General features: G+C 32.3%; 24 protein-coding genes. 18 read left to right on the forward strand and 6 right to left on the reverse strand.

All coding sequences use genetic code 11. The features are described from left to right. The first annotated feature begins 62 nt into the window (after positions 1-62). Positions 63-323, forward strand: a complete 261-nt coding sequence (locus FHR24_RS01075) for a hypothetical protein (protein WP_167182607.1) — start codon at positions 63-65, stop codon at positions 321-323. Positions 324-408: 85 nt separating this feature from the next. Here the strand turns inward: FHR24_RS01075 and tig are convergent, their stop codons facing one another. The 3 genes from tig to FHR24_RS01090 all read right to left on the reverse strand — a co-directional run bounded on the left by tig (position 409) and on the right by FHR24_RS01090 (position 3,331). Then, positions 409-1,728, reverse strand: coding sequence for a trigger factor (gene tig / locus FHR24_RS01080; protein WP_167182610.1), 1,320 nt, complete (start codon positions 1,726-1,728; stop codon positions 409-411). A gap of 113 nt (positions 1,729-1,841) precedes the next feature. Beyond that, positions 1,842-2,606, reverse strand: coding sequence for an alpha/beta fold hydrolase (locus FHR24_RS01085; RefSeq protein WP_167182612.1), 765 nt, complete (start codon positions 2,604-2,606; stop codon positions 1,842-1,844). Further along, positions 2,606-3,331, reverse strand: coding sequence for a pyridoxine 5'-phosphate synthase (locus FHR24_RS01090; protein ID WP_167182615.1), 726 nt, complete (start codon positions 3,329-3,331; stop codon positions 2,606-2,608). Before FHR24_RS01090 ends, FHR24_RS01085 begins: the two co-directional genes overlap by 1 nt. 74 nt (positions 3,332-3,405) lie before the next feature. Here FHR24_RS01090 and FHR24_RS01095 point away from each other — a divergent pair, with 74 nt between their 5' ends. The 9 genes from FHR24_RS01095 (at position 3,406) to FHR24_RS01135 (ending at position 12,425) form a co-directional block, all read left to right on the forward strand. Continuing rightward, on the forward strand, positions 3,406-4,065 hold the full coding sequence (locus FHR24_RS01095; protein WP_167182618.1) for a CBS domain-containing protein: 660 nt from the start codon (positions 3,406-3,408) through the stop codon (positions 4,063-4,065). Between the two features lie 25 nt (positions 4,066-4,090). Further along, a complete protein-coding gene (locus FHR24_RS01100) occupies positions 4,091-4,999 on the forward strand; it encodes an NAD kinase (RefSeq protein WP_167182621.1) in 909 nt (302 codons plus the stop codon). A gap of 53 nt (positions 5,000-5,052) precedes the next feature. Then, the gene (locus FHR24_RS01105) at positions 5,053-5,634 is read left to right on the forward strand and encodes a DUF6089 family protein (protein ID WP_167182624.1); all 582 of its coding nucleotides are present in this window, start codon (positions 5,053-5,055) and stop codon (positions 5,632-5,634) included. After that, positions 5,635-6,396, forward strand: coding sequence for an isoprenyl transferase (locus FHR24_RS01110; protein WP_167182627.1), 762 nt, complete (start codon positions 5,635-5,637; stop codon positions 6,394-6,396). Next, positions 6,380-8,893 carry an outer membrane protein assembly factor BamA gene (bamA, locus tag FHR24_RS01115; RefSeq protein ID WP_167182630.1) on the forward strand — a complete coding sequence of 838 codons (2,514 nt, stop codon included), beginning with the start codon at positions 6,380-6,382 and terminating at the stop codon, positions 8,891-8,893. Before FHR24_RS01110 ends, bamA begins: the two co-directional genes overlap by 17 nt. Positions 8,894-8,903: 10 nt before the next feature. Next, positions 8,904-9,581 (forward strand): OmpH family outer membrane protein, encoded by a 678-nt coding sequence (locus FHR24_RS01120; protein WP_167182633.1) that lies wholly within the window; start codon positions 8,904-8,906, stop codon positions 9,579-9,581. 12 nt (positions 9,582-9,593) lie between these two features. Then, a complete protein-coding gene (locus tag FHR24_RS01125) occupies positions 9,594-10,097 on the forward strand; it encodes an OmpH family outer membrane protein (protein WP_167182636.1) in 504 nt (167 codons plus the stop codon). Positions 10,098-10,193: 96 nt separating this feature from the next. Beyond that, positions 10,194-10,991 carry a glutamate racemase gene (gene murI, locus FHR24_RS01130; protein ID WP_167182639.1) on the forward strand — a complete coding sequence of 266 codons (798 nt, stop codon included), beginning with the start codon at positions 10,194-10,196 and terminating at the stop codon, positions 10,989-10,991. Between the two features lie 75 nt (positions 10,992-11,066). Beyond that, the gene (locus FHR24_RS01135; RefSeq protein WP_167182642.1) at positions 11,067-12,425 is read left to right on the forward strand and encodes a glycoside hydrolase family protein; all 1,359 of its coding nucleotides are present in this window, start codon (positions 11,067-11,069) and stop codon (positions 12,423-12,425) included. Positions 12,426-12,468: 43 nt separating this feature from the next. Here the strand turns inward: FHR24_RS01135 and FHR24_RS01140 are convergent, their stop codons facing one another. Then, a complete protein-coding gene (locus tag FHR24_RS01140; protein WP_167182645.1) occupies positions 12,469-12,981 on the reverse strand; it encodes a gamma carbonic anhydrase family protein in 513 nt (170 codons plus the stop codon). 56 nt (positions 12,982-13,037) lie between these two features. Here FHR24_RS01140 and FHR24_RS01145 point away from each other — a divergent pair, with 56 nt between their 5' ends. The 3 genes from FHR24_RS01145 to FHR24_RS01155 are packed head-to-tail and all read left to right on the forward strand — an operon-like array spanning position 13,038 to position 15,068. After that, entirely contained in the window at positions 13,038-13,445 is a 408-nt protein-coding gene (locus FHR24_RS01145; RefSeq protein WP_167182648.1) for a BT0820 family HAD-type phosphatase, read from the forward strand. A gap of 33 nt (positions 13,446-13,478) precedes the next feature. Then, positions 13,479-14,297: a type I methionyl aminopeptidase gene (gene map, locus FHR24_RS01150; RefSeq protein ID WP_167182650.1), complete on the forward strand. Its 819-nt coding sequence runs from the start codon at positions 13,479-13,481 to the stop codon at positions 14,295-14,297. After that, positions 14,298-15,068: a class I SAM-dependent methyltransferase gene (locus FHR24_RS01155; RefSeq protein WP_167182653.1), complete on the forward strand. Its 771-nt coding sequence runs from the start codon at positions 14,298-14,300 to the stop codon at positions 15,066-15,068. On the opposite strand, the gene FHR24_RS01160 is transcribed toward FHR24_RS01155, so the two are convergent. After that, positions 15,065-16,087 carry an FAD:protein FMN transferase gene (locus tag FHR24_RS01160; RefSeq protein ID WP_167182656.1) on the reverse strand — a complete coding sequence of 341 codons (1,023 nt, stop codon included), beginning with the start codon at positions 16,085-16,087 and terminating at the stop codon, positions 15,065-15,067. The genes FHR24_RS01155 and FHR24_RS01160 overlap by 4 nt on opposite strands. A 64-nt stretch (positions 16,088-16,151) precedes the next feature. Here FHR24_RS01160 and FHR24_RS01165 point away from each other — a divergent pair, with 64 nt between their 5' ends. The 5 genes from FHR24_RS01165 (at position 16,152) to FHR24_RS01185 (ending at position 23,542) form a co-directional block, all read left to right on the forward strand. Then, a complete protein-coding gene (locus FHR24_RS01165; protein ID WP_167182659.1) occupies positions 16,152-17,000 on the forward strand; it encodes an OmpA family protein in 849 nt (282 codons plus the stop codon). Positions 17,001-17,369: 369 nt separating this feature from the next. Beyond that, positions 17,370-19,898 carry a TonB-dependent receptor gene (locus FHR24_RS01170; protein WP_167182662.1) on the forward strand — a complete coding sequence of 843 codons (2,529 nt, stop codon included), beginning with the start codon at positions 17,370-17,372 and terminating at the stop codon, positions 19,896-19,898. 29 nt (positions 19,899-19,927) lie between these two features. Beyond that, positions 19,928-21,607 carry a choice-of-anchor J domain-containing protein gene (locus FHR24_RS01175; RefSeq protein WP_167182665.1) on the forward strand — a complete coding sequence of 560 codons (1,680 nt, stop codon included), beginning with the start codon at positions 19,928-19,930 and terminating at the stop codon, positions 21,605-21,607. 65 nt (positions 21,608-21,672) lie between these two features. Next, entirely contained in the window at positions 21,673-22,779 is a 1,107-nt protein-coding gene (locus FHR24_RS01180; protein ID WP_167182668.1) for an endonuclease I family protein, read from the forward strand. 55 nt (positions 22,780-22,834) lie between these two features. Beyond that, positions 22,835-23,542 carry a T9SS type A sorting domain-containing protein gene (locus tag FHR24_RS01185; RefSeq protein WP_167182671.1) on the forward strand — a complete coding sequence of 236 codons (708 nt, stop codon included), beginning with the start codon at positions 22,835-22,837 and terminating at the stop codon, positions 23,540-23,542. A 368-nt stretch (positions 23,543-23,910) separates the two neighbouring features. Here the strand turns inward: FHR24_RS01185 and FHR24_RS01190 are convergent, their stop codons facing one another. Continuing rightward, a complete protein-coding gene (locus tag FHR24_RS01190; protein WP_167182673.1) occupies positions 23,911-24,717 on the reverse strand; it encodes a S1/P1 nuclease in 807 nt (268 codons plus the stop codon). Positions 24,718-24,812: the final 95 nt, after the last annotated feature.

Below are 24,812 nucleotides of genomic sequence, written 5' to 3' on the forward strand. Positions count from 1 at the left end.
TTGATAAATTCATTCCTTTTTCTTAATTTAGAAAGAGTTGAAAATAACCTAAAATATAAATTATGCTACCATTTAGAACAGAAATAAGAAATAGTCCTAAAAACCAAACCATTAAAGTTTACATTAACGATACTACCTGCGACAAGGAATGTAAAGATTTATTAGATAAAATTAGCGGAATCGATTTTATAGAAATTCAAGAATCCGTAAGTAGAAATAGAGTAGAAGAGAATATTACTGTATTTGTAAAAGAAAGTGCAGATGTAAACAGAGTTCAACAATTAATAGAAAATAAATTAGATCAACATTTTGCTTTTGATTAGCAAACACCTTTTAAACTAAAAATAGGTAGTACAAAAAAAGCGTTCTCTAATAGAACGCTTTTTTTACAACTGTATATATAATTTCTTATTTGTAAACTTCTTTTACAAAATCTTCATAAGAAACTTCTTTTTCTTTAAAAGAAACTTTTTCTTTAAACAAGTCTAACATTTTAGAACTGATTAACTGAGACTGTAACCTCTTAGCTTCATCTTGGTTCTGTAACACACGCATTGCAATATCTTCTAACTCTTTATCCTCAGGATTGTTTTGTCCAAACTGAGCCATTTGTTGTTTAATGAATCCAATTGCGTAGTCTTTTAATTCCTGAAAATCAACTTTTACATCATTATCAGCCATTATTTTTCCTTCAATTAATTGGTAACGTAAACCTTTTTCAGATTTTTCATACTCAGCCGCAGCTTCTTCTTCAGTTAAAGGCTTTTCTCCTGCAGTTCCTAACCATTTAATTAAAAACTCTTTTGGCAAATCAAAAGCTGTTTTTTCTATTAAGTTTTCTGTAATAGCATTTAATAAGTGCTGATCTGCTTGTTGTGCAAACTGTCCTTCTGCATCTTCTTTAATCTTAGTTCTTAATTCCTCTTCAGAAGAAACAACTCCTTCTCCAAAGATTTTATCAAAAAACTCTTGATTAATTTCTGCAGGCTCAGTAATATTAATAGCTTCAATAGTAAAAGTTAAAGGTGTTTCTAACCCTTCTACTTCATTAGCTTCCAACCCTAAAGATTGTGCTAACTTTGCGTTTTCGTTAAATAAGTTTTTAGATTTTAACTCTAAAACATCTCCTACTTTAGATCCTATGAATTTTTTAGCGTTTAGTTTTCCTTTAATATCTTCTAAAGTAACTGTTGCTTTATTTTCAATTGTTTTTTCTTCGTTTGTAAAAGTTCCTTCAATTGTAGAAACCTCTGCAACTTCTTCTTGCTCTATTTTGTTTCCTAAACGAGTTTGTAAGTTTTCTACCTCTTTGTTGATTAACTCATCATTAGCAACAATATTGTATTTTGTTACTTTTCCTGCTTTTAAATCAACTTTAATTTCTGGAGCTAAACCTAATTCAAATTCAAAAGAAAAATTCTCTGCATCCCAGTTAAAATCTCCATCAACTTTTGGTAATGGATTTCCTAAAATATCTAATTTTTCTTCAACCAAATAGTTATTTAAAGACTCTTGTAATAATTTGTTTACTTCGTCAACCATTATAGATTTTCCGTACTGCTTTTTCACTAATCCCATTGGCACTTGTCCTGGTCTAAAACCTGGAATGTTTGCCTTCTTACGGTAATCTTTTAATACAGATGCTACTTTCTCTTGATAATCTTCTGCTGTAATATCAACTTTAACTACTGCATTTAATGCATCGATATTCTCTTTAGTAATATTCATTTGACTATTTTATTTAAAATCTCTAAAAAATTGGGTGCAAAAATACGATTTTTTTGTTAAGGTACAAAAGGTATAATTAATTGTTGCTCAACCTCTTTAATTCTTTATCCTTCTTATTTTAAAAAGTGTATCAACTTATTATAAAATTCTGTTGGATTTTCGGCATGCAACCAATGTCCTGCTTTTGATATAGTTTCAATCGTCGCATTTTCAAAATGTGCGGTAATCAATCCAAAATCATCATCTAAAATATAATTAGATTTTTCTCCTTTTAAAAACAATACATCACCATCATATGTTGTAAAAGAAGGCAATGCTTCTCCAACCTCTGGATTATGATCTGTTAGACTTGTTAAATTAAAACGAAAAGCCATTTCTGTTTTTGTTTTTCTGTATACATTTTTTAACAAGAATTGACGAACTCCTTCTTCTGGAATGGTTTGCTTTAAAATGTCATCTACCTCTGTTCTTAATTTTAACTGAGAAAAATCTACACTATTTAACGCACTAATAATAGTATGATGGTGAGGTGCATAATGTTTAGGTGCAATATCTGCCACCACTAACTTTTCTACCAATTCAGGGTATTCTACAGCAAATAACATGGCTGTTTTCCCCCCCATAGAATGTCCTAAAACAATGGCCTTTTCAATATTATTTTCATCAAAATAATGTTTCAAATCTGCTACCATTAGCTCGTAATTAAATTCATCAGAATGAAAACTACGACCGTGATTACGTTGATCTACTAAATGAACTTCAAAATTTTCAGCCAACTTATTGGCTTGCGATTTCCAATTGTCTCCCATTCCAAAATAACCATGAAGAATTATTAACGGAAAACCAGATCCTACAATATTTGAATGTAATAACTCCATTATAATACGTCTTGTAATTTATATAAATACATGCTTACTACATTTTGCAATCCATAATACAATGCTTCAGAAATTAGAGCATGCCCTATTGAAACCTCATCTAGTTCTGGAATATTTTTAGCAAAAAAGTTAATATTTTTTAGACTCAAATCATGCCCTGCATTTATTCCCATTCCTAATTGCTTAGCCAATTTAGCAGCCTCAGCATATTCGGTAATAATTCCTGTATTTCCTTTTGCATATTCTACTGCATATTTCTCGGTGTACAGCTCTACTCTATTAGCTCCAGTAGTTGCAGCCGCTTCTATTAACGCAGGATTTCCTGTATCTATAAAAATAGAAGTTCTAATTCCTGCTGCTTTAAACTCTGCAATTACATCTTTTAAAAAAGATTGATGTGTAATTGTATCCCAACCTGCATCAGAAGTAATATTATCATCACCATCTGGCACCAAAGTTACTTGAGCCGGTAGTGTATCTAACACCAATTTTTTAAATTTAGGAATTGGATTTCCTTCTATGTTTAATTCCGTTGTTACCGCTTTTTTTAAATCAAAAGCATCTTGATAACGAATATGTCTTTCATCAGGTCTAGGATGAATGGTGATTCCTTGTGCTCCAAATTCTTCTATATCTTTTGCAACTTGCACTAAATTAGGTACATCGCCTCCTCTAGAATTTCTTAATGTTGCAATTTTATTAACATTTACGCTTAATACCGCCATATTCTGTATTTTTATGAGTGCAAAAATATTCAAAATAGAACGAACAATTCACAATTTTCATTAATTTGAACACTATGGAACTAACAGATTATATTTCTACAGACAAAATAACGGTAACCAATCAAAAAACAGCACAACAAACATTGGCTATTTTTAACGATATTAACTACTCTCATATACCGGTTATTAACAACAAAAAACTAATTGGTAATGTTGCTAAAGAAGATTTAATATGCATTGATGATGCTTCTCAAAAATTATCGGAATTAGAATATTTGTATGAATTTTTCTTTGCCAAAAACACAGATACTCTGTTAGAAGTGTTTTCTAATTTTGCAGTAAATAACACAAGCTTACTTCCCGTTGTTGATGATCATAACAATTATATTGGGTATTTAGATATTAATGATTTATTAGACTGTTTTGCAGATACTCCTTTTTTAAGTACCGAAGGAAATATTCTTTTATTACAAAAAAACACCAAAGAATATGCAATGTCAGAAATATGTCAAATTGTAGAATCTAACGCTAATGTGGTTTTAGGTTGTTTTTTATTTGATCAAAACGAAGAAACCACTAAAATTACGCTAAAAGTAAAATCGTTAAACATAAACGAACTAATTCAATCTTTTAGAAGATATGATTATTACATATTAAATGATTTGTCTGAAGATTCTTACCTAGAAAGTTTAAAAAAACGCTCAGAATACTTTATTAAATATTTAAACATTTAAATTCGCAACATCAAAGCTAATTGAAATGAAAAAAGTAGCCATTTTTGGACAAGTATATAAGGATTCTCACGAGAAACACCTATCTACATTAATTAATACCCTAAATAAAGCAAAAGCTTCTATTCATATTTTTAAAGATTACGCAAACTCCGTACAACAAACAGGACTCACTTTTGTTGATAATCTTGAACTTTTTGACACAACCACACAACTAGACGAGTCTTTTGATGCTTTAATTACACTAGGTGGTGATGGAACCATTTTAAGAGCCTTTAACTTAATTAACAAACTAAACATTCCTATTTTAGGAATTAACCTAGGTAGATTAGGTTTTTTGGCAACCGTTCAAAAAAGTGAAATCCCCGATGCAATTGCCTCTTTTTTAAAAAGCGAGTACACTATAGACGAACGTGTAATGCTAAAAGTAAAGAGCAACGAAAACCAAAAAGAATTTACCACACTTGGGTTTGCTTTAAATGATTTAACCATTGCAAAAAAAGACACCACCTCTATGATTGGTGTAGATGCCTATTTAAATGATGAGTACTTAACCACCTATTGGGCAGATGGATTAATTATATCCACTCCTACAGGATCCACCGGATATTCTTTAAGCTGTCAAGGTCCCGTAATTATGCCCAATACCAACAATTTTTTAATCACCCCTGTTGCTCCTCATAATTTAAACGCAAGACCTATAGTAATATCAGACAACACTATTATTAAACTAAAGGTATTGCGAAGAGAAGATCAGTTTTTAGCTTCTTTAGACTCTAGAGTAACTGCTATAGATGTTGAAACAGAACTAATTGTGAGTAAGGCCGATTTTTCTGCTAAAATTATCACATTAAAAGACCATACATTTATCAATACATTAAGAGATAAACTTTTATGGGGGCAAGACACCCGAAACAAATTTTCTAACAAACAATAAATCCCCATATTTCTTAGTTATATTAATTATATTTGCCAAGTTTTATCATGATTATGAGAAAGTTAGTTTACTTACTACTTTTATTTTTTATCCAAATAGGATTTTCTCAGGTGTACGAAGCCGGAATTACGTACAACCTAGGAAATGTTATGGGCGAAAAAAATCAAACATTTCCAATAACTACATCTAGCAAAAACTGGGGTATTGTTCTAAAAAAGAATATGAATCCTAGAATTGCTTATCGATTTGGTCTTAATTTAATGGAAAGTGGTGTTACCCAATTAGCAGAAATCTCTGCAGGTATTGACTTTAACTTTAAAGACTACAACTTAATACGAACCAATTCCACCAACAAACAAACTCCTTATCTTATATTAGAAGCTGCTTCTATTTTTTACAACACAAGAACAGAAACAAAGTTTGCAGTGGTATTACCTATGGGAATTGGATATAAATATGGAATAGGTAAAAACCTAGCAGCATCTTTAGAAGCTAAGGTTAGAGCAGCTTTTACAGACGATTTGGATAATATTGAAACAAATAAGAGCACTTTAGATGCTTATTACTATATTGGGGCCTCTATTTATTATACTTTTGGCTGGCCTAAGGGTAGTAAAAATCAAATTAGATTCTAAATGAATTTATTAGAACAAATTAAAAACAATAAAATTCCTAAGCACATCGCTATTATTATGGACGGTAATGGTAGATGGGCTAAAAAACAAGGAATGGCCAGAATTTTTGGTCACAGAAATGCCCTAACAGCAGTAAGAGAAGCCGTAATTGGTGCCTCAGAAATTGGAACAGAAGCCGTTACTCTATATGCTTTTTCTACCGAAAACTGGAATCGTCCCAAATTAGAAGTAGATGCTTTAATGACTTTATTAACAAAATCATTAAAAAAAGAAGTTCCCGATTTTCAAAAAAACGGAGTAAAGGTAAATGCTATTGGTAGACTTACGGATTTACCTAAAAAAGCTTTAGAAACCTTAAAAGAAGTAATAGACGTTACCAAAACCAATACAAAAATTACCCTAACCTTTTCTTTAAGCTACGGAAGTAGAGAAGAGATTACCTCTTGTATAAAAAAAATTGCAACAAAAGTAAAAGAAGGAGTTTTAGATATCAATGCTATTAATGATAATGTTGTTCATCAAAACCTATACACTCATAACCTACCAGATGTAGATTTAATGATTCGTACAAGTGGAGAACAAAGATTAAGCAATTACTTATTATGGCAAATGGCTTATGCCGAATTGTATTTTACAGATGTACTTTGGCCTGATTTTAGAAGAGAAGATTTGTACAAAGCTATTTACACATACCAAAACAGAGAAAGAAGGTTTGGAAAAACCAGCGAACAATTAGACGGAGAACATGAACAAACTACTTAAAAACTACCTTTTAACACTTATTTTATTTGTTACAAATCTAGTATTCTCCCAAGACGGTCAACCAGATTTATCTACCACCAAAAGATATCTTTTAGGAGGGGTTACCGTTACAGGAACTAACGAATTTTCAGAAGAATCTGTAATTTCTTATTCTGGTTTAAAAACAGGACAAGAAATTAAAATACCTGGAGACAAACTAACAAGTGCCATAAAAAAACTTCACAAATCTAATAAGTTTAGCGATGTAGAAGTATACGCAACTAAAATAGATGGGAACACCATTTACTTAGAAATTGCTATCAAAGAATTGCCTCAAATTAATAAAATCACCTTCTTAGGGGTTAGTAAATCCAAAGCAAAAACTTTTCAAAAAGACACAGAACTTGCTACAGGTAAAATGTTAACAGAAAACTTAGTTACCTCTACAGAGAATTACATTCGTCAATATTATGTAGACAAAGGTTACTTAAAAGCATCCGTAAACATTACCACAAAACCCAATGCAACCAATGCCAACCAAAGAGATGCCATTGTTAGAATAGACAAAGGTGATTTGGTAAAAATTAAAGAAATAGTAATTGTTGGAAACGAACAATTTGAAGACAAAGATGTACGTAAAGCTTTAAAAGACACCAAACGTAAATTTTGGGGGAGATTTTGGAAACGTTCTAAATATGTAGAAGATGCTTTTGAAGAAGACAAGAAAAAATTAATAGACAAATACAGGCGTAAAGGTTTTAGAGATGCTAGAATTTTATCCGATAGTATTAGTTGGAACGAAGGTAAAAACACCATCAACCTCCATATAGAGTTAGAAGAAGGGATTAAATATTTTTACAAAGACATTCTTTTCTTAGGGAACAAAACCTATCAAACAGACTTTTTACAAAGAATATTAAAAATTGAGAAAGGAGATGTTTACGACTCTAAAACTTTAGAAGAAAGAGTAAAAGGAGACGGAAGCCCCGATTCTGAAGACATTTCTACCCTGTATCAAAACAACGGTTATTTGTTTTCTCAAATTAACCTAGTGGAAACCAAGGTAGAAAATGATTCTATTACAGTAGAAATTAGAATTCACGAAGACGATCCCGCTACAATTAGTCACGTATCTGTTACAGGAAACGAAAGAACCAATGACCATGTTATTTTTAGAGAATTAAGAACTCGCCCAGGTGATTTATATAGTAAAGACAATATTATTCGTTCTATTCGTGAATTAGGTCAAATGGGATTCTTTGATGCAGAAAACATTACTCCAGATCTAAAACCTAATTACGCAGACAAAACAGTTGCTATTGAGTATAGTTTAGAAGAAAAAGGATCTAGCCAAATAGAATTACAAGGTGGTTATGGTGGTGGTTCTTTTATTGGAACTCTAGGATTGTCTTTTAACAACTTTTCTATCCGTAATATTTTTAACAAAGAAGAATATAAACCTTTACCTTTGGGTGATGGGCAACAATTATCTTTAAGACTACAAGCAAGTAGATTTAACACCTCTAATAGTATCTCTTTTACAGAACCATGGCTAGGAGGTAAAAAGCCAAGATCTTTAACATTTTCTATTTATAACCAAAAACAATATGGATACGGGAGCTCTTACTACGATGTAGATAAAAGTCAAGAATTAAATATTTTTGGTATTTCTGTAGGAATAGGAGAGCGTTTAAAGTGGCCAGATGATTATTTCACTATCTCTAATGCTATTAGTTACAGACGTTACAAAGTAGACAACTACAACTTTGGATCTATTATCGCTTTTGATGATAATCAAGGAGTGTCTCACAACTTATCTTATAACGTAACTTTACAAAGAAACTCTGCAGGTCCTAGTTTAATATTCCCAAGATACGGTTCTACATTTACAGTAGAAGGTAAATTTACACCTCCTTACTCTTTGTTTTCTAACAAAGAATATGACAGCAATAACGAAAAATTTGAATTGTTAGAATATTACAAAATTAACCTAAAGGCAAAATGGTATACCGCTTTAGTTGATAAATTTGTATTAATGACAAACGTACAATTTGGATATTTAGGAAGCTATAATAGTGAAAAAGGAGAAATTCCTTTTGAACGTTACTATGTAGGAGGAGACGGATTAAACACAAACAGTTTTGATGGTAGAGAAGTAATAGGACTAAGAGGATACGAAAACTCATCCCTTTCCGGTTTTGCTACAGGAACTAACGGAGATCTTACCTCTGGAGATAATGTATACGATAAATTCTCTATGGAAGTTCGTTACCCTATCACACTAAAACCATCAGCCTCTATTTATGCATTAGGATTTGTAGAAGCAGGTAATTCTTACAGTGATTTTAATAACTTTAACCCGTTTGACATTAAAAAATCTGCTGGTTTTGGAATTCGTATTTTTATGCCTGCATTTGGATTGCTTGGAATAGACTTTGGTCATGGATTTGACAATGTTCCTGGAGCAGTAGAAAAATCTGGATGGCAAACACATTTTATCATCGGACAACAATTCTAAAAAAAATGGCATGATTATTTCTAATTATACTAGTAAGCTCTTTAAAAAAATAATTTTATTTTCACTTTTTTGTGTACTATCTACAAATGCACAGCAATTGCAAAGAATTGGTTTTGTAGATATAGAATATGTTTTAGATAAAATTCCATCTTATGCAGATGCGCAAAAAAAACTAAACACAGAAACCTCTACATGGAAACAAAATTTAGATAAAATGTATCTAAAATTAGACACCATGAAAAAGGAATTTTTAAACGAAAAACCCTTACTTACAGAAGATTTAATTAAAGAAAGAGAAACGGAAATAACAACTTATGAAAACGAAATAACAAAAGCAGAAAACACTTACTTTGGTGTTGAAGGAAAACTTTTTGAATTAAGAAAGCAATTAGTCACTCCTTATCAAGATTTAGTTTACAATGCTGTACAGACTATTGCTAAACTTCGAAAATATGACATGATTTTTGAAAAATCTTCATCTATTGTTATGCTATATACAAATAACAATTACGATATTAGCGAACTCGTATTAAGATACATTCAAAAATCTCAAAAAGAGATAGAACAAGAAGAAGCTGCTATTAAAAGAGAAGAAGCAAAACTAGCTAGAGAAAAAAGAATACAAGAACAAAGAAAAAAACGAGAAGAAGCTCTTAAAAAGAGAGAAGAAGAACGAAAAAAACGATAAACAAATAACGAAATGAGAACAGTAAAAACTACATTATTAATTGCAATTATAGCTTTAGGATTCACTCACTTTACCCAAGCACAAAAAATTGCTCACATCAACCTAGACGAAGTTGTTGCATCTATGCCCGAAGCTAAAGCAATGCAAGCAGACATGGAAAAATTAGGTAAAACTTATGAATCTGAAATTAAAGCAGCATCTACAGCTTTAAAAGCCAAGTTTGACAGATACACTGCTGAAGAAAAGTCTAAGACTCCAGAAGAAAATCAAAAAAGAGCTGTTGAAGTTCAACAAGAGCAAGGTAAAATAGGACAGTTACAACAAGCTGCTCAACAAGAATTACAAAAAAAGCAAAACGAATTGTTAGAGCCAATTATTGAAAAAGCTCAAAATGCAATTAAAACATACGCTAAAGAAAAAGGATTCCAGTATGTTTTAGATGCTAGAACTATTATTTATGCAGAAGGAGGAGTAGATATTTCTACTGCTATTAAAACAAAATTAGGAGTTAAATAATCCCCTTTTTACATTTAAAAAAACGCTATCATAATTTTAATGATAGCGTTTTTTTTTGTTCTTTGTTTTATCGAAATTTGTATTAGACATATAAAAATGAATAATAATCCTATTGGTGTATTTGATTCTGGTGTAGGTGGCACCTCTATTTGGAAAGAAATTATCCAAAGGTTGCCTTACGAAAACACTCTTTATTTAGCAGATAGTAAAAATGCTCCCTATGGAGAAAAATCAAAACAAGAAATAATAGATATCTGTATTAAAAACACAGAGATTCTTATTGCTAAAGGTGCTAAAATTATTGTTGTTGCCTGTAACACCGCAACAACAAACGCTATTGATGTACTTAGAGCAAAATACAACATTCCTTTTATTGGTATAGAGCCTGCAATAAAACCTGCTGCTTTGGCTAGTAAAACAAAATCCATTGGAATTTTAGCCACTAAAGGAACATTAAGTAGTGATTTATTTCATAAAACCACACGTGAGTTCGCTTCAAATATTTTAGTAATAGAACAAGAAGGAACAGGTTTAGTTCCCTTAATAGAAGCAAACAAAATTGAAAGCCCTGAAACAGAAAGACTATTGCAGCAATATTTAACACCCATGGTTGAAAAAAATATTGATTGCTTGGTATTAGGCTGCTCCCACTACCCATATCTAATTCCACAAATCAAAAAAATTCTTGGAGATAAAGTAACAATTATAGATTCTGGCTTTGCCGTAGCAAAACAAACTGAAAGAGTTTTAAATGAACACAACTTATTAAACTCTTCTTTAGAACTTGCCAATCATTACCTAATGAGCAACACAAATTTAGAAACACTTAAAACAGTAACCTTTGATGTTTCTCTAAATAAAAAAATTGTGTTCACTAATCAAAAAGCAAAATAGCGCTTTAATTGGTTTAAAATAAGTTGTTTTTTACGATTACCTAAGCCTAATTTTAAAATTCTAAATCAACTTAAAATGAAGAAAATAATCAATCTGTTATTTATAATAGTAGCTTTTATCTCCTGCTCGGCAAATAACAACACTATAGAGCCTATAAAACAAGAAACAGATGAAGAAACTACCAAATCATCAACTACAACAGTAAACCCCGGTAATGTTTCTGACACCAGCTTATATAACCCTCTTCCATATAACGAAGATGGTGCAGGCTATAATGGAGAAGACTTTACAAACCTTCCCGAAGATAGAAATGTAACTTTTACAACAGGAGCTGATGAATCCGATAGATTGAGTGAATTAATTCAAGATTTATATCAAAAAGGAGGAGGTAAAATCCTTATCAAAAAAGGAGATTATTTATTTAAAGACGTTTCCCTAAAATCTAACATTCATATTACCATAGAATCAGGAACAACTATTACGATGGATCATGACAAATGGAAAAAAGGAATCAAAAATTTTTTGTTTAACATTGGAATGCTAGAAGGGGAACCTATAGTAGAAAATGTGAAAATTATAGGATTAGGTGATGTCAATACTCGTCCAAAATATATTTTAACTAGACCTAAAAATAGTTTTTACAGAGCCATTGCTTTTGGTTACGCTAAAAATGTATTAATAGAAAACTTTACTATTGAAGATCATCTAACCAAAGGTGCTGCTATAGCTTTTAACCCTGTAAAAGTGAGTGATGAAACCGCAAACATTGCAGAAAACGTAACGATAGCAAATATCCAATTAACAGGAGGTTCAATCGGTTACGGATTGGCACAGACCAACGTAGGAAAAAACATTTTGCTAAAGAATTTGTCTTGTCAAGGAGGAATGACTTGCAGAATTGAAGCTCACACAGGTAGACAATATGATATAGGGGTCTCTAATATTGTGATAAAAAACGTAGCAAGTATCAACGGAAAAGCAGCCGTTTTATTACAACCACATTCCGTATTAAATGGTAGAATTATTGTAGACGGTGCCAAATCTGAGGGAAGCACATGGACCTTGTTTTTAAGAGATGGTTTTGTAGGTAAAGATTCTAAAAGAAGGGCTAAAGGAACTTTTGCAGCAACATCATACTTTAAAAACATTAGCCTACAATCTACTGATGATACGGCTACCTTGTCCTATAAAAACTTTGTACACGTGCCTCAAGAATTGCATCATTTTTACAAAACTCCTGATTTTATCCCTATTGTTAATGATGCAAATTACAACACTACAGAAACAGGTGAACCTACCAATGAGAGTGCTGTTAGAGGAGCATCCATTGCCGTTATTTTTACAGATGCCACTTATCCTATGACCATACCCAATGAAAGGGATATTGTATTAACAGGTGAAACAGAAAATAGATCTAAAATTATAACTAAGTAATTTTTAAAAAAGCGCTAACTAAATAATTGTTAGCGCTTTTTTATTAATCTTTATACCAACCTGCATATTTAACATAAGCATCTGCAATTCTATTTACTTCTCCATTTAGCAACTCTTCACTTAAATCTTTAATTTTTTTGGCGGGAGTTCCTGCATACACACTTCCAGATTTCACAATAGTCCCTTTGGTTACTACTGCACCTGCAGCAATAATACAATTAGACTCTAAAACACAATCATCCATTACAATAGCTCCCATACCAATTAACACATTGTCATGAATAGTACAACCATGTACAATAGCATTGTGACCTACAGATACGGAGTTTCCAATTGTCGTTGGTGATTTTTTATACGTGGCATGCACCACTACTCCATCTTGAATATTTACTTTATTCCCCATTGTAATTCTATGTACATCTCCCCTAATTACTGCATTGTACCACACGCTACAATCATCTCCCATCACCACTTCACCAATAATCACACAATTCTCTGCTAGAAAACAATTTTCCCCAAACTCAGGTTTATTTCCATTTAATTCTTTGATAATCATCTTTAAATCTTTTAATCAAAAGTAAATAATTGTAATATTGTAAAAAAGAATAAAACGTGTCAATTCCAAATCATCAAACAATTATTGCTGTAGATTTTGATGGTACCATTGTAAAAGATGAGTATCCTAAAATTGGTCCTGCTCAACTTTTTGCATTTTCTACCCTAAAAAAAATGCAAGAAAAGGGATATCGTCTAATTCTTTGGACTTTAAGAGATGGTAGAAAATTAGATGAAGCCGTTGCTTATTGCAAAGAAAATGGAGTAGAATTTTACGCTGTAAATAAAAATTATCCTGAAGAAACGCTAAACAATAAAAGCATTCGAAAAATACATGCTGACTTGTTTATTGATGACAGAAACATTGGTGGATTTATAGGATGGGGAAAAATTCATCAACTCCTTTTTGATGACAATGCTATTGAAGAACCAAAGAAAAAAGGTTTTTTAGGTTTCTTTAAATAAATACTATCTTTGCACTCCATAAAAAACAGGAATATGATTGTTATTAAAAGCCGTGAAGAAATAGAACTAATGCGTGAAAGCGCATTAATTGTATCTAAAACACTAGGAATGTTAGCCAAAGAAGTAAAACCCGGAGTTACAACTTTGGAATTAGACAAAATGGCTGAAGCTTTTATTAGAGATCATGGTGCTGAACCTGGTTTTTTAGGACTGTATGACTTTCCCAATACTTTATGTATGAGTCCCAATGAACAGGTAGTACACGGAATACCAAACAACAAACCTTTGGTAAATGGTGATATTATTTCTATTGATTGTGGTGCTTTAAAAAATGGATTTTATGGTGACCACGCTTATACATTTCAAGTAGGTGAAGTAGCACCCGAAGTAAAACAACTATTAGACATTACACAGCAAAGTTTATATGTAGGGATTGAACAACTTAAAGCAGGTAACCGTGTGGGTGATGTTGGTTATGCCATTCAGAAATACACCGAAGATCATGGATATGGTGTGGTTAGAGAGTTGGTAGGACATGGTTTGGGTAGAGAAATGCATGAAGACCCACAAATGCCAAACTACGGAAGACGTGGTAGAGGTAAAAAATTTGTAGATGGAATGGTGGTTGCTATTGAACCAATGACCAACATGGGAACCAAAGATATTATTCAACTAAATGATGGTTGGACTATTTTGACCAAAGACGGAAAAGCATCTGCACATTTTGAACATGATGTTGCTATTGTAGACGGAAAACCAGAAATACTATCTACCTTTAAATATGTAAACGATGCTTTAGGAATTGTTACAAATATTGAAGACAAATATAGAGCGACTCCTTACGGTGCATAAATGGGAATCTTTAAAACCATACTAAATATAATTCCAAGACCTTGGTTAATTAAAGCAAGTTTTATTGCCAAGCCTATTTTAGCAATTTATTACAAAGGAAACACATACACAGATCCTATTGATCAAAAGTCTTATCGTAAATTTTTATCCTACGGATACAAGAACCAACGTGAAAATGTATTAGCTCCAGGGACTTTATCTTTAGAAAGACACAGATTGTTATGGCTGTACTTAAATGATCATTCTGATTTTTTTAAACAACCAAAAAAAGTTTTACACGTTGCACCAGAGCAATGTTTTTATAAAATTTTTAGAGATCAAAAAAACTTAACCTACACGACTACCGATTTGTTTTCGCCATTAGCAGATGTTAAAGCAGATATTTGTGACTTGCCATTTGCAGACAATTCTTATGATGTTATCTTTTGCAACCATGTTTTAGAACATATTGCAGATGATACCAAAGCCATGTCTGAATTGTACCGAGTTTTAAAACCTGGCGGATGGGGTATTTTTCAAGTTCCACAAGACGTAACAAGATCTAAAACTTATGAAGATTTTAGCATTACAGAACCTAAAGAAAGACAAAAACATTTTGGTCAATACGACCATGTAAGAATTTATGGGTTAGATTACTTTAAACGATTAGAAAACGTAGGCTTTAATGTAATTCAATTCAAAACAGCTCAACATTTTTCAGAAACAGACATTATAAGGTATGCGTTAATGAAAAATGAAATTCTTCCTATATGCATCAAACCTAATAACTAGTCCTTAAATTCTAAACTAGGACTGGCAAATGTTTGAACCTCGTCATTTTCTAAATAAACTAAAAAAACTTTCATTTTAGGAAAGGTAGCCGCTATAGTTTTTGCTTTTTTAACTCCCATAGACATAAAAGCCGTAGCATAAGCATCAACTTCTGCACAGCTAACAGGAGCAATTACAGAAACACTTAGCAAATCTGTTTCTGCCGGAAAACCTGTTTTAGGATTTAAAGTATGTGCTATTTTTTTTCCAGTAACCTCATCAATTCTAAATTTTCTATAATTTCCAGACGTTGCAATGGCTTCATTTTTTAAAGTTGTAACCTTTTGCAAACTTCTAGTACCATCAAAATTGGGTTCTTCTATTCCTATAGACCAGTTTTCTCCTTTTGCATTTTTACCTCTAGCTCTAATCTCACCACCTATTTCTACCAAATAATTTTTAATATTCTTACTTTCTAAAAATCTTCCTAATTCATCTACTCCATATCCTTTTGCAATGGCATTAAAATCAATATAAATTTCTGAACTCGTCTTATTTAAAATATCATCATCCAATGTAATTTTATCAAACCCCACAAACTGCATTAAACTATCTACCTGAATATTTGTAGGCTCCTTATCTATTTTAACAGGACCAAACCCCCATGCGTTTACCATTTTACCCACTGTGGGGTCAAAATACCCGTTTGTTCTCTGATGAACCTCTTTTGCCAATAAAAAAACGTTTTTAAAATGATTGTCTACCTTTGAAAACAACAATCCACCATTAATTTTAGTGATTATTGAGTTTGAATGATAGGTTGACATAGAATTGTTTATTGTTTTAAATAACGAATCTATACTTTGGCCTAAATTTTGATTGTTTTTATCTGAATATTTGATATGGAAGGTGGTTCCGAAGACATTTCCTTGAAGTTTTAAATATTCAGCCTGTTTATGTTCACAGCTAGTAATTAAACAAAATAAGAGTATTCCAAACAAATGCTTTTTAAGTAATTTAATAGAATTAGTTAGGTACATATAAAAATAGGTTTTTAATAGAAAGTTATTATATTTGTTAAAACAAAAATACAATTTATAGACCATGAAAAAAGTTTTGATATTAATCGTTTCAGTTTCTTTAGTTGCAACATCATGTGTATCTAAGAAAAAGTATACAGATTTACAAGCTGAACAAGCAGCACTACAAGACAAATTAGCTTCTTCTCAAAAAGATTTATCTGTTTCAAAGGTAGACTTAGGAAAAGCTGACAACCAGATCGCTTCTTTAGAAGATAGAATTAAATTCTTAGAAAAAGGAAACGACAAATATTTAGAAAATGTTGACAACTTGATTGCAGTATCTAGATCGGCTACTGAAAACATGAGAGAAACATTATCTCAATTACAAAAGAAAGATGACTACATCAAGTACATCAAAGAAGCTAACTCTAAAAAAGATTCTATCAATTTAGCTGTTGCTTTCAACTTAAAGAAAATTTTACCTAACGGTTTAAACGACGAGGACATTTCTGTTAACATTGAGGGAACTAAAGTATTTATCTCTATTTCAGATAAATTATTATTCAACTCTGGATCTTACAGAATTTCTAAAAGAGCAGAAGCTATCTTAAAGAAAGTTGGTACAGTTGTTAACGAATACCCTAACATGGATGTTATGGTTGAAGGACATACTGATGACAAATTAGTAAAAGAAGGTGCTGCTATTAAAGATAACTGGGACTTATCTGTACAACGTTCTGCTGCTGTAGTTCGTGAGTTACAATCTAAGTACGATGTTTTACCTTCTAGATTAATTGCTGCTGGTAGATCTCAATACTCTCCTGTTGCAGAAAACAACACATCTGCTAACAGATCTAAAAACAGAAGAACAAAAATTATCATCATGCCTAAATTAGATGAGTTCTTTGAATTATTAGATTCAGAAAAATAAGAAGTAATTTTTTACTACATACTTTAAACCCTGCTAAATATAGCAGGGTTTTTTGCGTTTATAATTTAGATAGATATAAAGAGTTGTTTCCAGTCCATACAAAACTCACTTCTTAAATATTATTAAGAATAAAACACACCTACTTTCAACAACTAACATTGTACATCTAAAAAGGAAATAACACGTACCTTTGTTAATAATTAACATATTATTTACCAGTAACTTACAAAAAAGAAACACCCTGACGTTTTGGTAACACTAGCACTACATTAACTTCATCATGTCTTATTCTTAACATAAAACAAACCCCTCCTCACAAGTGTTTATTACTATCTAGTTTTGTCAAACAAACAAAACTTAAAACACAAAATGAAAAAAATTATTCTACTTACCTTATTGCTTACTTCTATAGCATATAATGGTTTTGGACAAAACACAATTTCAGGATTGGTAAAAGACACCTTTGGGCAACCTATACCTGTAACATCAATAAAACTATTAAACGCTAACGACAAAGGTACTTTTACTAACTTTAATGGAGAATTTGAGTTAAAAACTCCTGCAGTAACTGGAGAAATTGAAATATCATCTTTAGGATACTTAACAAAAATTATTGCCTTTAATACATCTACCAACAATTTAAACATCACCTTAGAAAGTTCTACTGTAGGTTTAGACGAAGTAGTGGTCTTTGCTTCTAGAGCTATTGACAGAAAAACACCTGTTGCATACTCTACTGTAAAGCAAGAAGAAATTGAGCAAAAATTAGGAAACCAGGAATTTGTAGAAATATTAAAATCTACTCCAGGAGTATACACAACTCGTGCAGGTGGTGGTTTTGGAGATGGTGAAATTACCATGCGTGGTTTTAATTCAGAAAACGTTGCCGTTGTAATTAACGGAGTACCCGTAAATGCAGCTAAAGACGGTAGAGTCTTTTGGTCTAACTGGTCTGGTATTGGTAATGTAACAGCATCTACCCAAACACAAAGAGGTTTAGGAGCTTCTAAATTAGCAGTTCCTTCTATTGGTGGAACTATTAACATTATTACACAATCTACAGAAGCTAAACAGGGCGGTAGATTTGAATATGGTATTGGTAATGATGGTTATCAAAAATATGGTTTAAAACTATCTACAGGCTTGTTAGATAATGGTTTTGCTGTAACTGCATATGCTGATAAAATTACAGGACAAGGATATGTAGACGGAACTTCTTTTGAAGCCATGTCTTACTTTACTAGTATCTCTAAAAAATTAAACGACCAACACAAACTATCATTTTTTGTAACAGGTGCACCTCAAAACCACGGACAAAGATTTGACATGTTAACCATTCAACAATTTAGAGAAAGCGACCGAGGAAGAAAAACTAACAAAAACTGGGGATATAGAAACGGTCAAGAATATAGCTTAAGTTCTAACTTTTTTCACAAACCAATAGCATCTCTTAACCACTATTGGAAAATAGACGAAAGCAGTAAATTATCAACCTCTATATATTATAGCAAAGGTGACGGAGGTGTAAACTTTGAAGAAGGTCCAGACAGTGGAGATTTAGACAAAGCAGAATATCGTTTTGGGGATGAATATTCTCCTGTAAACTTAGATCAAGTTGTGTCACAAAACAAAACCAATGCAGAATCTACAATCTACATTCAATCTCGTACAAACGACCATACATGGGCAGGTGGTTTAACAAGCTATAATTTAGAAATTAATAAAGAATTAGACTTTACTGCTGGAGCAGATTTTAGATACACTAAAGTAAGTAGCGGTAAAGAAATGCTAGACTTATTAGGCGGTGAATATATTATTGATTTAGACGGAAACGTAAACAACCCAAACAATGTAGTAACTGTTGGAGAAAAATATGATTTTTATAGTACTGCCTTTAACACCACTTATGGTGGTTTTGCACAAGTAGAATATGACTACGATCAAATCACAGCTTTTGTAGCTGCAAATATTTCTAACACCGTGTATGCAAGAGAAGATCATTTTGCAAAATTAGACGGAGATCCAAACCAAAAAACGGACGATATTAACTTTGTAGGTTACGGAGCAAAAGGAGGAATTAACTATAGAATAGATGGATACCACAACGTATTCTTTAACACAGGATATTTTGAGAGAGCACCTTTCTTTAGTAGTGTATGGCCTACAAATGACAATGACCAAACAAACACAAATGCAGAAAATCAAAAGATTTTTAGTTTGGAATTAGGGTATGGTTTAAGAACCGACAAATTTGCTGCAAACGTAAACATTTATAGAACCGCTTGGAATGATAGAACAGAAACAAGAAGTAGGTCTTTACCTGATAACGGAGGAGTTGTCTTCGCGAATATTTTAGGTGTAAACGCATTGCACCAAGGAGTTGAATTTGATTTTGAATACAGACCCTTAGAAACCTTAACACTTAAAGGAGCTTTATCTTTAGGAGATTGGACTTGGCAAGATGATGTTACTGCAATTTTAACAGACGAATCTAACAACGTAATTGATGAAATCAACATTTTAATTAGCGACTTACCTGTAGGTAGATCTGCACAAACCTCTCTTGCACTAGGAGCAGAATATAAAATCACAAAAAACACAAGCATTTTTGCTGACTTTAACTACTACGATAGGTTTTATGCCGACTTTGATCCAAGTAACAGGAACTCTGAGGGTGTTGATCCCTGGAAAGTACCTTCTTATAGCTTAGTAGACTTATCCTTACAGCACAAATTTAAAATTGGTGTGTTAGATGCAAAATTAATGGCTAGAATGTACAACGCTTTTGATACAGAATACATTACTCGTGCAGATGATATTGATGGTACTGCAGCAAATGCAAGAGTATACTATGGAGTAGGTAGAACATTTAGTGTAAGTTCTGTAATCAACTTTTAAAGTCAATCACAATTAAAAAACTTAAAGACATGAAAAATATAAAACATATAACCCTAGCTATTTTAACAAGCGTACTATTGTTCTCTTGTGAAAATTCACTTGAAGATGTATATGACGAAATTGGAGAAGTGGGAACTCCAATTAAAACAGACATTAAATACACTTTAACAGAAGACGATTTTGAAACTTTAGATTTAAGTTCTGAAAAATTTGCTTCTTTTGAGCAAGCAGAAAACATAATCCCAACCGTTTTAAACCAAGTATTGCCTAACTCCCCAGGAGCAAAAGCAGCCTTAATGGTAGATATTTACAACGATAACAACACCATTATTAGTAACTTATTTGATGCCAAAGAAGTAACCTTAACAACCGAAGATTACCCTACGGCAAACAGTGGAGCTTTTCACCCAAGCGAAAGTGCTGCAGAGTTATTACCCGCTATTATTACAGGTAAAGTAACAGGGGCAGAAAGTGGAAATTTTTACAAAGTTACTTACTCTAACTTTACAGAAGAACCCACCAAAGCAACAGCTGGTCAAGTTGTAGCTTATGATTTTACCAACGAAACCTTTAACGGATGGACAAGCGTAGACGTAACAGGTGATCAAGCTTGGGAAGATGCTACTGGTTTTGGAAACATATCTATGAGTGGTTTTGACGGACAAGCTTATGAAAACGAAGATTGGTTGGTTTCTCCAGAAGTTAATTTAACAGGAGAAACTGAGTTAAAATTTCAAATAGACGAAAATTTAAGATATGGTTCCGATTTAAGTTTGGTAAAAGTATTAGTTTCTGAAAACTACACAGGAGACATTAACACAGCAACGTGGAATGAATTAACCATTACAAATAGAAATTTTCACTCAGACAACAACCTAACCCCAAGTGATGTGATTGATTTTTCTGCCTATGATAATAAAATCATTCATATAGCATTTAAATACAACTCTACCACTAGCGATTCTACTAGATGGTTAATTGGTAACGTATCAATCTCTAAAGGAGAAGGAGATGAGTTTACAGGAGATACAGAAACCTTAACTGCATATTATACCTATGATGGTTCTACATACAGTGTTCCTGAAATAGCTTATGAATTAACCTCTGAGGATTATGATGCAATGGGTACAGAAAGTGGAACTCCAGGACAATACAACAATTTTAGTAGTTCAATCTCGCCAGATGATTATTTACCTCTTTTCTTAGCAAACAAATATCAATTTGCTACAACAGGAACTCAAAAATTAATTTTCTACAAATATTTTAGCGGAAGCACATCCACTAGGTTTGATTTGTACAGCTATGAAAACGGAGCTTGGATTATGCCAGAAACTAGTACAGAAACTGAAATTAGATTCATTAACAAAAAAGGAACATGGGTATCAGACAACCCAATTGTATACAGCATAACAAGTGATGATTTTGTATGGATTTCTGAATCGTCTTTAAAAAGTGATGCAGACTATGCCTCTCAATTAGACAGTGCTGGTCAATACAAAAACTTTGATAGAAGACCTGGAGGAGAAGCATATTGGTCTGATGAGCAAATAGAGGTAGCTTTAAACCTATTCTTAAAAGATAAGTTTCCAGAAACTGAAGTAGGAACACAATATGCCGTATCTGCATTAACCTATGTAGGTAGTAGCGCAATAGAAGAGTTTAGATTAATTCTAGACGAAAGTGGAGATTACATATACGTAACAGAATAAGTTTCTTTAAAAAAACAAAACCTCTTTCATTCTTTATGAAAGAGGTTTTTTAATCTAAAACAAAAATGAAAACCAACTTTTTTTTATACCTAAGTGCAATTGTATTAGCGGCTTGCTCTAGGGGAGACAATACTTTTATAATAGAAGGTACCAACACCCAAACAGAAGAACCTGTAGAGATTATAGCTCCTGTTGCCAATAACGATGCTTTTTTTGCAGACAAGAATACTGCTTATAGCTTTTCTGACATTTTAAACAATGATGACAATGTAGAAGACGTAACCGTAACCCTAGAATCTACAAGTAGTAACAACGCAACAATTACTACAAACACAAACGGGACTTATACCTATACTCCTGCTACAGATTTTACAGGAACAGATACTTTTAAATACGAAGTTTGTACCAATGCTACACCACAAGAATGTAGTACTGCTACCATTACCATTACTATAGTAGAAGATGGTGTTACAGATCTTTTTGGCAACATTCCTAGTGAATTAAAAGCTTATTACAGTACGGTAACTTTTTCCACAAATTCAGAAACTTTAAAAAGTGAATTGCAGGAAGTAACAACAAACAAGCACACTAACATTATTTATTACTCAGGTAGACATACCCCATTGTTAAAAGCAGATCAAGATACTGGCAACTCTTCTAATGTCATTTTAGTTTACACAGGAGAAAGCAGAGACAAATCTTTTAGAGATGTTACAGGAAGCGGTAAACCTGAAGAATTTAACACAGAACACATTTATCCTCAGTCTTTGTATAAAGTTTCTGATTCTACAGATGATATTGTCAAAGGAGATTTACATCATTTAAGATACTGTGATGCCAATACAAACAGCAGCAGAAGTAATGACAAATTTGTAGATGGAAGTGGAAGTGCTGGCTCTATAGGAAGTGCATGGTATCCGGGAGATGAATGGAAAGGAGATGTTGCCCGAATGATTTTATACATCCATTTACGATATGATAAAAGCATTAGCAAAGTTGGTGATTTAGATACTTTTTTAGAATGGAATGAAGAAGACCCTATCTCAGATTTTGAAATTCAAAGAAATGACATAATTGCAGATGAGCAAGGGAACAGAAATCCTTTTATAGACAATCCTTATTTAGTAACACTAATTTGGGGAGGTACACCTGCAGAAAACAAATGGGAATAATCAACTAAAACTATATACAAACAACTAAACATCAATCATCAAAAAAATTACTTTAATGATCGCTTTTCTTGTGAGCGGACTTACATTTGCGCAAGAGGTTTTATTAAACGGGGGATTTGAAAACTGGGATGATGCCAACTCTCCCACTAATTTTACTAAAAAGGAAAATATAGAAAAAGAAAGCACAGAGGTACATTCTGGTGCTTTTGCAGCCAAACACACAGGAGGTACAAAAGACTTAGGACAAACTGTTGCTGTAACAGCAGGAAACAGTTACACAATTTCTTTATGGTACAAAACAGGAACAACCGCAGAAGGTGATACAACTAACTCAAGAATTTGGGCTTATTGGAAAAATGACGATGGAACTATTGATGATAATGGAGAAGAATTAAGAGGACCTAGTAACTCATATTTTACTGACAATACTAGTACATGGACTCAGTACACAACCACATTAACTGCTCCTGAAACTGCAACTAACTTTTATTTTGAAGTAAGAACCTACAAAAATGCTGTTACTTATTGGGATGATTTTTCTGTTATAGACAATGGCCCTAGCTTATCAATTAAAACAAACGTAATTCCTGGCTTAACCGTTACAGCTAACAATGGTACTGTAAACACTAACAAAGGAAGTATTGTTGCTATTTACAACATAGTAGGTGTACAAGTAGCTAACCAAAACTTAGCTAAAGGTGTGTACATTATTACCGTAAAAGAAAACAACAAAGTAGCCGTTAAAAAAGTATTAATACAGTAAATCACAACATCTTTAACACATACTTTTAATATTCTAAAAGAGCCAGAGAAGATTTTCTTTGGCTCTTTTTCTATTTTATGAGTTGTCTTGTTAGATTCTCTAATTTTACCTTTAAATCCCTTAAAAAACATTCTTCAGTTGTTCACAATTATAAATTATGTCTAAAAACACAACTTCACATCACCTTTAGCATACTTCTTTTGTCCAAAATCAAAAAATACACTTGTGTACAAAATAGGAACCATAAAAAAATCCAATTCTAAATAGAATTGGATTTTTAAAATTGGTAGTTGCCATCATTTTTTCTAAAACGGAACACACAGCAATCCTTAAATTAGTTTTTTATTATTTCTATAAAAAAACCTTGATTAAATGTTCTTTAAAAAAGAAATTAACCAAGCAGATTCCTTTTTAAAAACCTCATCTAACACCATAGCCAAACGAACCCCTCCTTTTTGTAGTTGTTGTTTTACAATAGGGAAGTTATGATACATATATACATAACTTTCATTTTTGTCCTCCTCAGTAGATTCGTACACTTTTAAAGCTATTGCTCTTGTTTCGTGAGCCCAGTCTGTTAAAGTTCCTTTGGTAATTTTTTGATTTTCTTTTGCGGGTACAATGTCTAAGTTAGAGGCTAATTCAGAATAGCTCATTTTATAAGATTCAATCATATCTGTATCCCACAACCTATGTAAATTGGTATGGTTTCCAAACCATTTTAATTTGATGTCATTTCCTCCTTTATCATGCTTGTTTCCTGCATGTAAGGGCATGTGTAAATCTCCCACAAAATGCACCAACATTTTTAAGTAAAACGCTTTGTCTTTTGTACTGGTATTTTTATCTCTTATTTTTAAAATACACGTTTTTATTCCCTGTAAAATATCTCCTTTTGGATTTACAGGTTCTTCTTTGTATTTTTTATCTCCGTTAAAACTTACATAATGCCATGGAGCAAAAGAATTGTATTCAGGATTGCTTCTAATTTCATCGGCATAAATAGACACCATTGCCAAAGACTCTCCTTGTAAAAGTTTGTTTACTTGTTTTTCTGTGTTCTTAGAAATATGTTTTGCAGCAATTTCTCCTACGGTTCTGTGTCCTGTTTTCCCCCAATCGTTATTCGCAAAAAGACTTATAGAAGTGCATAAAATTAAGATGTATTTTATCATGATTTGTTTTTTAAAAAAGTGAACAACAATAGTACTAAAATGTAAGTATCTACCCACTATATTGTGTATTAACTAAAAACTATGTAGCTGATAAA

Source organism: Wenyingzhuangia heitensis (assembly GCF_011762155.1).
Classification (GTDB): Bacteria; Bacteroidota; Bacteroidia; order Flavobacteriales; family Flavobacteriaceae; genus Wenyingzhuangia; species Wenyingzhuangia heitensis.

Bases quoted from the DNA above. Each gene is read 5' to 3' on its own strand.
- FHR24_RS01075 (WP_167182607.1), top strand. From the start codon at position 63: ATGCTACCATTTAGAACAGAAATAAGAAATAGTCCTAAAAACCAAACC.
- tig (WP_167182610.1), bottom strand. From the start codon at position 1,728: ATGAATATTACTAAAGAGAATATCGATGCATTAAATGCAGTAGTTAAA.
- FHR24_RS01085 (WP_167182612.1), bottom strand. From the start codon at position 2,606: ATGGAGTTATTACATTCAAATATTGTAGGATCTGGTTTTCCGTTAATA.
- FHR24_RS01090 (WP_167182615.1), bottom strand. From the start codon at position 3,331: ATGGCGGTATTAAGCGTAAATGTTAATAAAATTGCAACATTAAGAAAT.
- FHR24_RS01095 (WP_167182618.1), top strand. From the start codon at position 3,406: ATGGAACTAACAGATTATATTTCTACAGACAAAATAACGGTAACCAAT.
- FHR24_RS01100 (WP_167182621.1), top strand. From the start codon at position 4,091: ATGAAAAAAGTAGCCATTTTTGGACAAGTATATAAGGATTCTCACGAG.
- FHR24_RS01105 (WP_167182624.1), top strand. From the start codon at position 5,053: ATGAGAAAGTTAGTTTACTTACTACTTTTATTTTTTATCCAAATAGGA.
- FHR24_RS01110 (WP_167182627.1), top strand. From the start codon at position 5,635: ATGAATTTATTAGAACAAATTAAAAACAATAAAATTCCTAAGCACATC.
- bamA (WP_167182630.1), top strand. From the start codon at position 6,380: ATGAACAAACTACTTAAAAACTACCTTTTAACACTTATTTTATTTGTT.
- FHR24_RS01120 (WP_167182633.1), top strand. From the start codon at position 8,904: ATGATTATTTCTAATTATACTAGTAAGCTCTTTAAAAAAATAATTTTA.
- FHR24_RS01125 (WP_167182636.1), top strand. From the start codon at position 9,594: ATGAGAACAGTAAAAACTACATTATTAATTGCAATTATAGCTTTAGGA.
- murI (WP_167182639.1), top strand. From the start codon at position 10,194: ATGAATAATAATCCTATTGGTGTATTTGATTCTGGTGTAGGTGGCACC.
- FHR24_RS01135 (WP_167182642.1), top strand. From the start codon at position 11,067: ATGAAGAAAATAATCAATCTGTTATTTATAATAGTAGCTTTTATCTCC.
- FHR24_RS01140 (WP_167182645.1), bottom strand. From the start codon at position 12,981: ATGATTATCAAAGAATTAAATGGAAATAAACCTGAGTTTGGGGAAAAT.
- map (WP_167182650.1), top strand. From the start codon at position 13,479: ATGATTGTTATTAAAAGCCGTGAAGAAATAGAACTAATGCGTGAAAGC.
- FHR24_RS01155 (WP_167182653.1), top strand. From the start codon at position 14,298: ATGGGAATCTTTAAAACCATACTAAATATAATTCCAAGACCTTGGTTA.
- FHR24_RS01160 (WP_167182656.1), bottom strand. From the start codon at position 16,087: ATGTACCTAACTAATTCTATTAAATTACTTAAAAAGCATTTGTTTGGA.
- FHR24_RS01165 (WP_167182659.1), top strand. From the start codon at position 16,152: ATGAAAAAAGTTTTGATATTAATCGTTTCAGTTTCTTTAGTTGCAACA.
- FHR24_RS01170 (WP_167182662.1), top strand. From the start codon at position 17,370: ATGAAAAAAATTATTCTACTTACCTTATTGCTTACTTCTATAGCATAT.
- FHR24_RS01175 (WP_167182665.1), top strand. From the start codon at position 19,928: ATGAAAAATATAAAACATATAACCCTAGCTATTTTAACAAGCGTACTA.
- FHR24_RS01180 (WP_167182668.1), top strand. From the start codon at position 21,673: ATGAAAACCAACTTTTTTTTATACCTAAGTGCAATTGTATTAGCGGCT.
- FHR24_RS01185 (WP_167182671.1), top strand. From the start codon at position 22,835: ATGATCGCTTTTCTTGTGAGCGGACTTACATTTGCGCAAGAGGTTTTA.
- FHR24_RS01190 (WP_167182673.1), bottom strand. From the start codon at position 24,717: ATGATAAAATACATCTTAATTTTATGCACTTCTATAAGTCTTTTTGCG.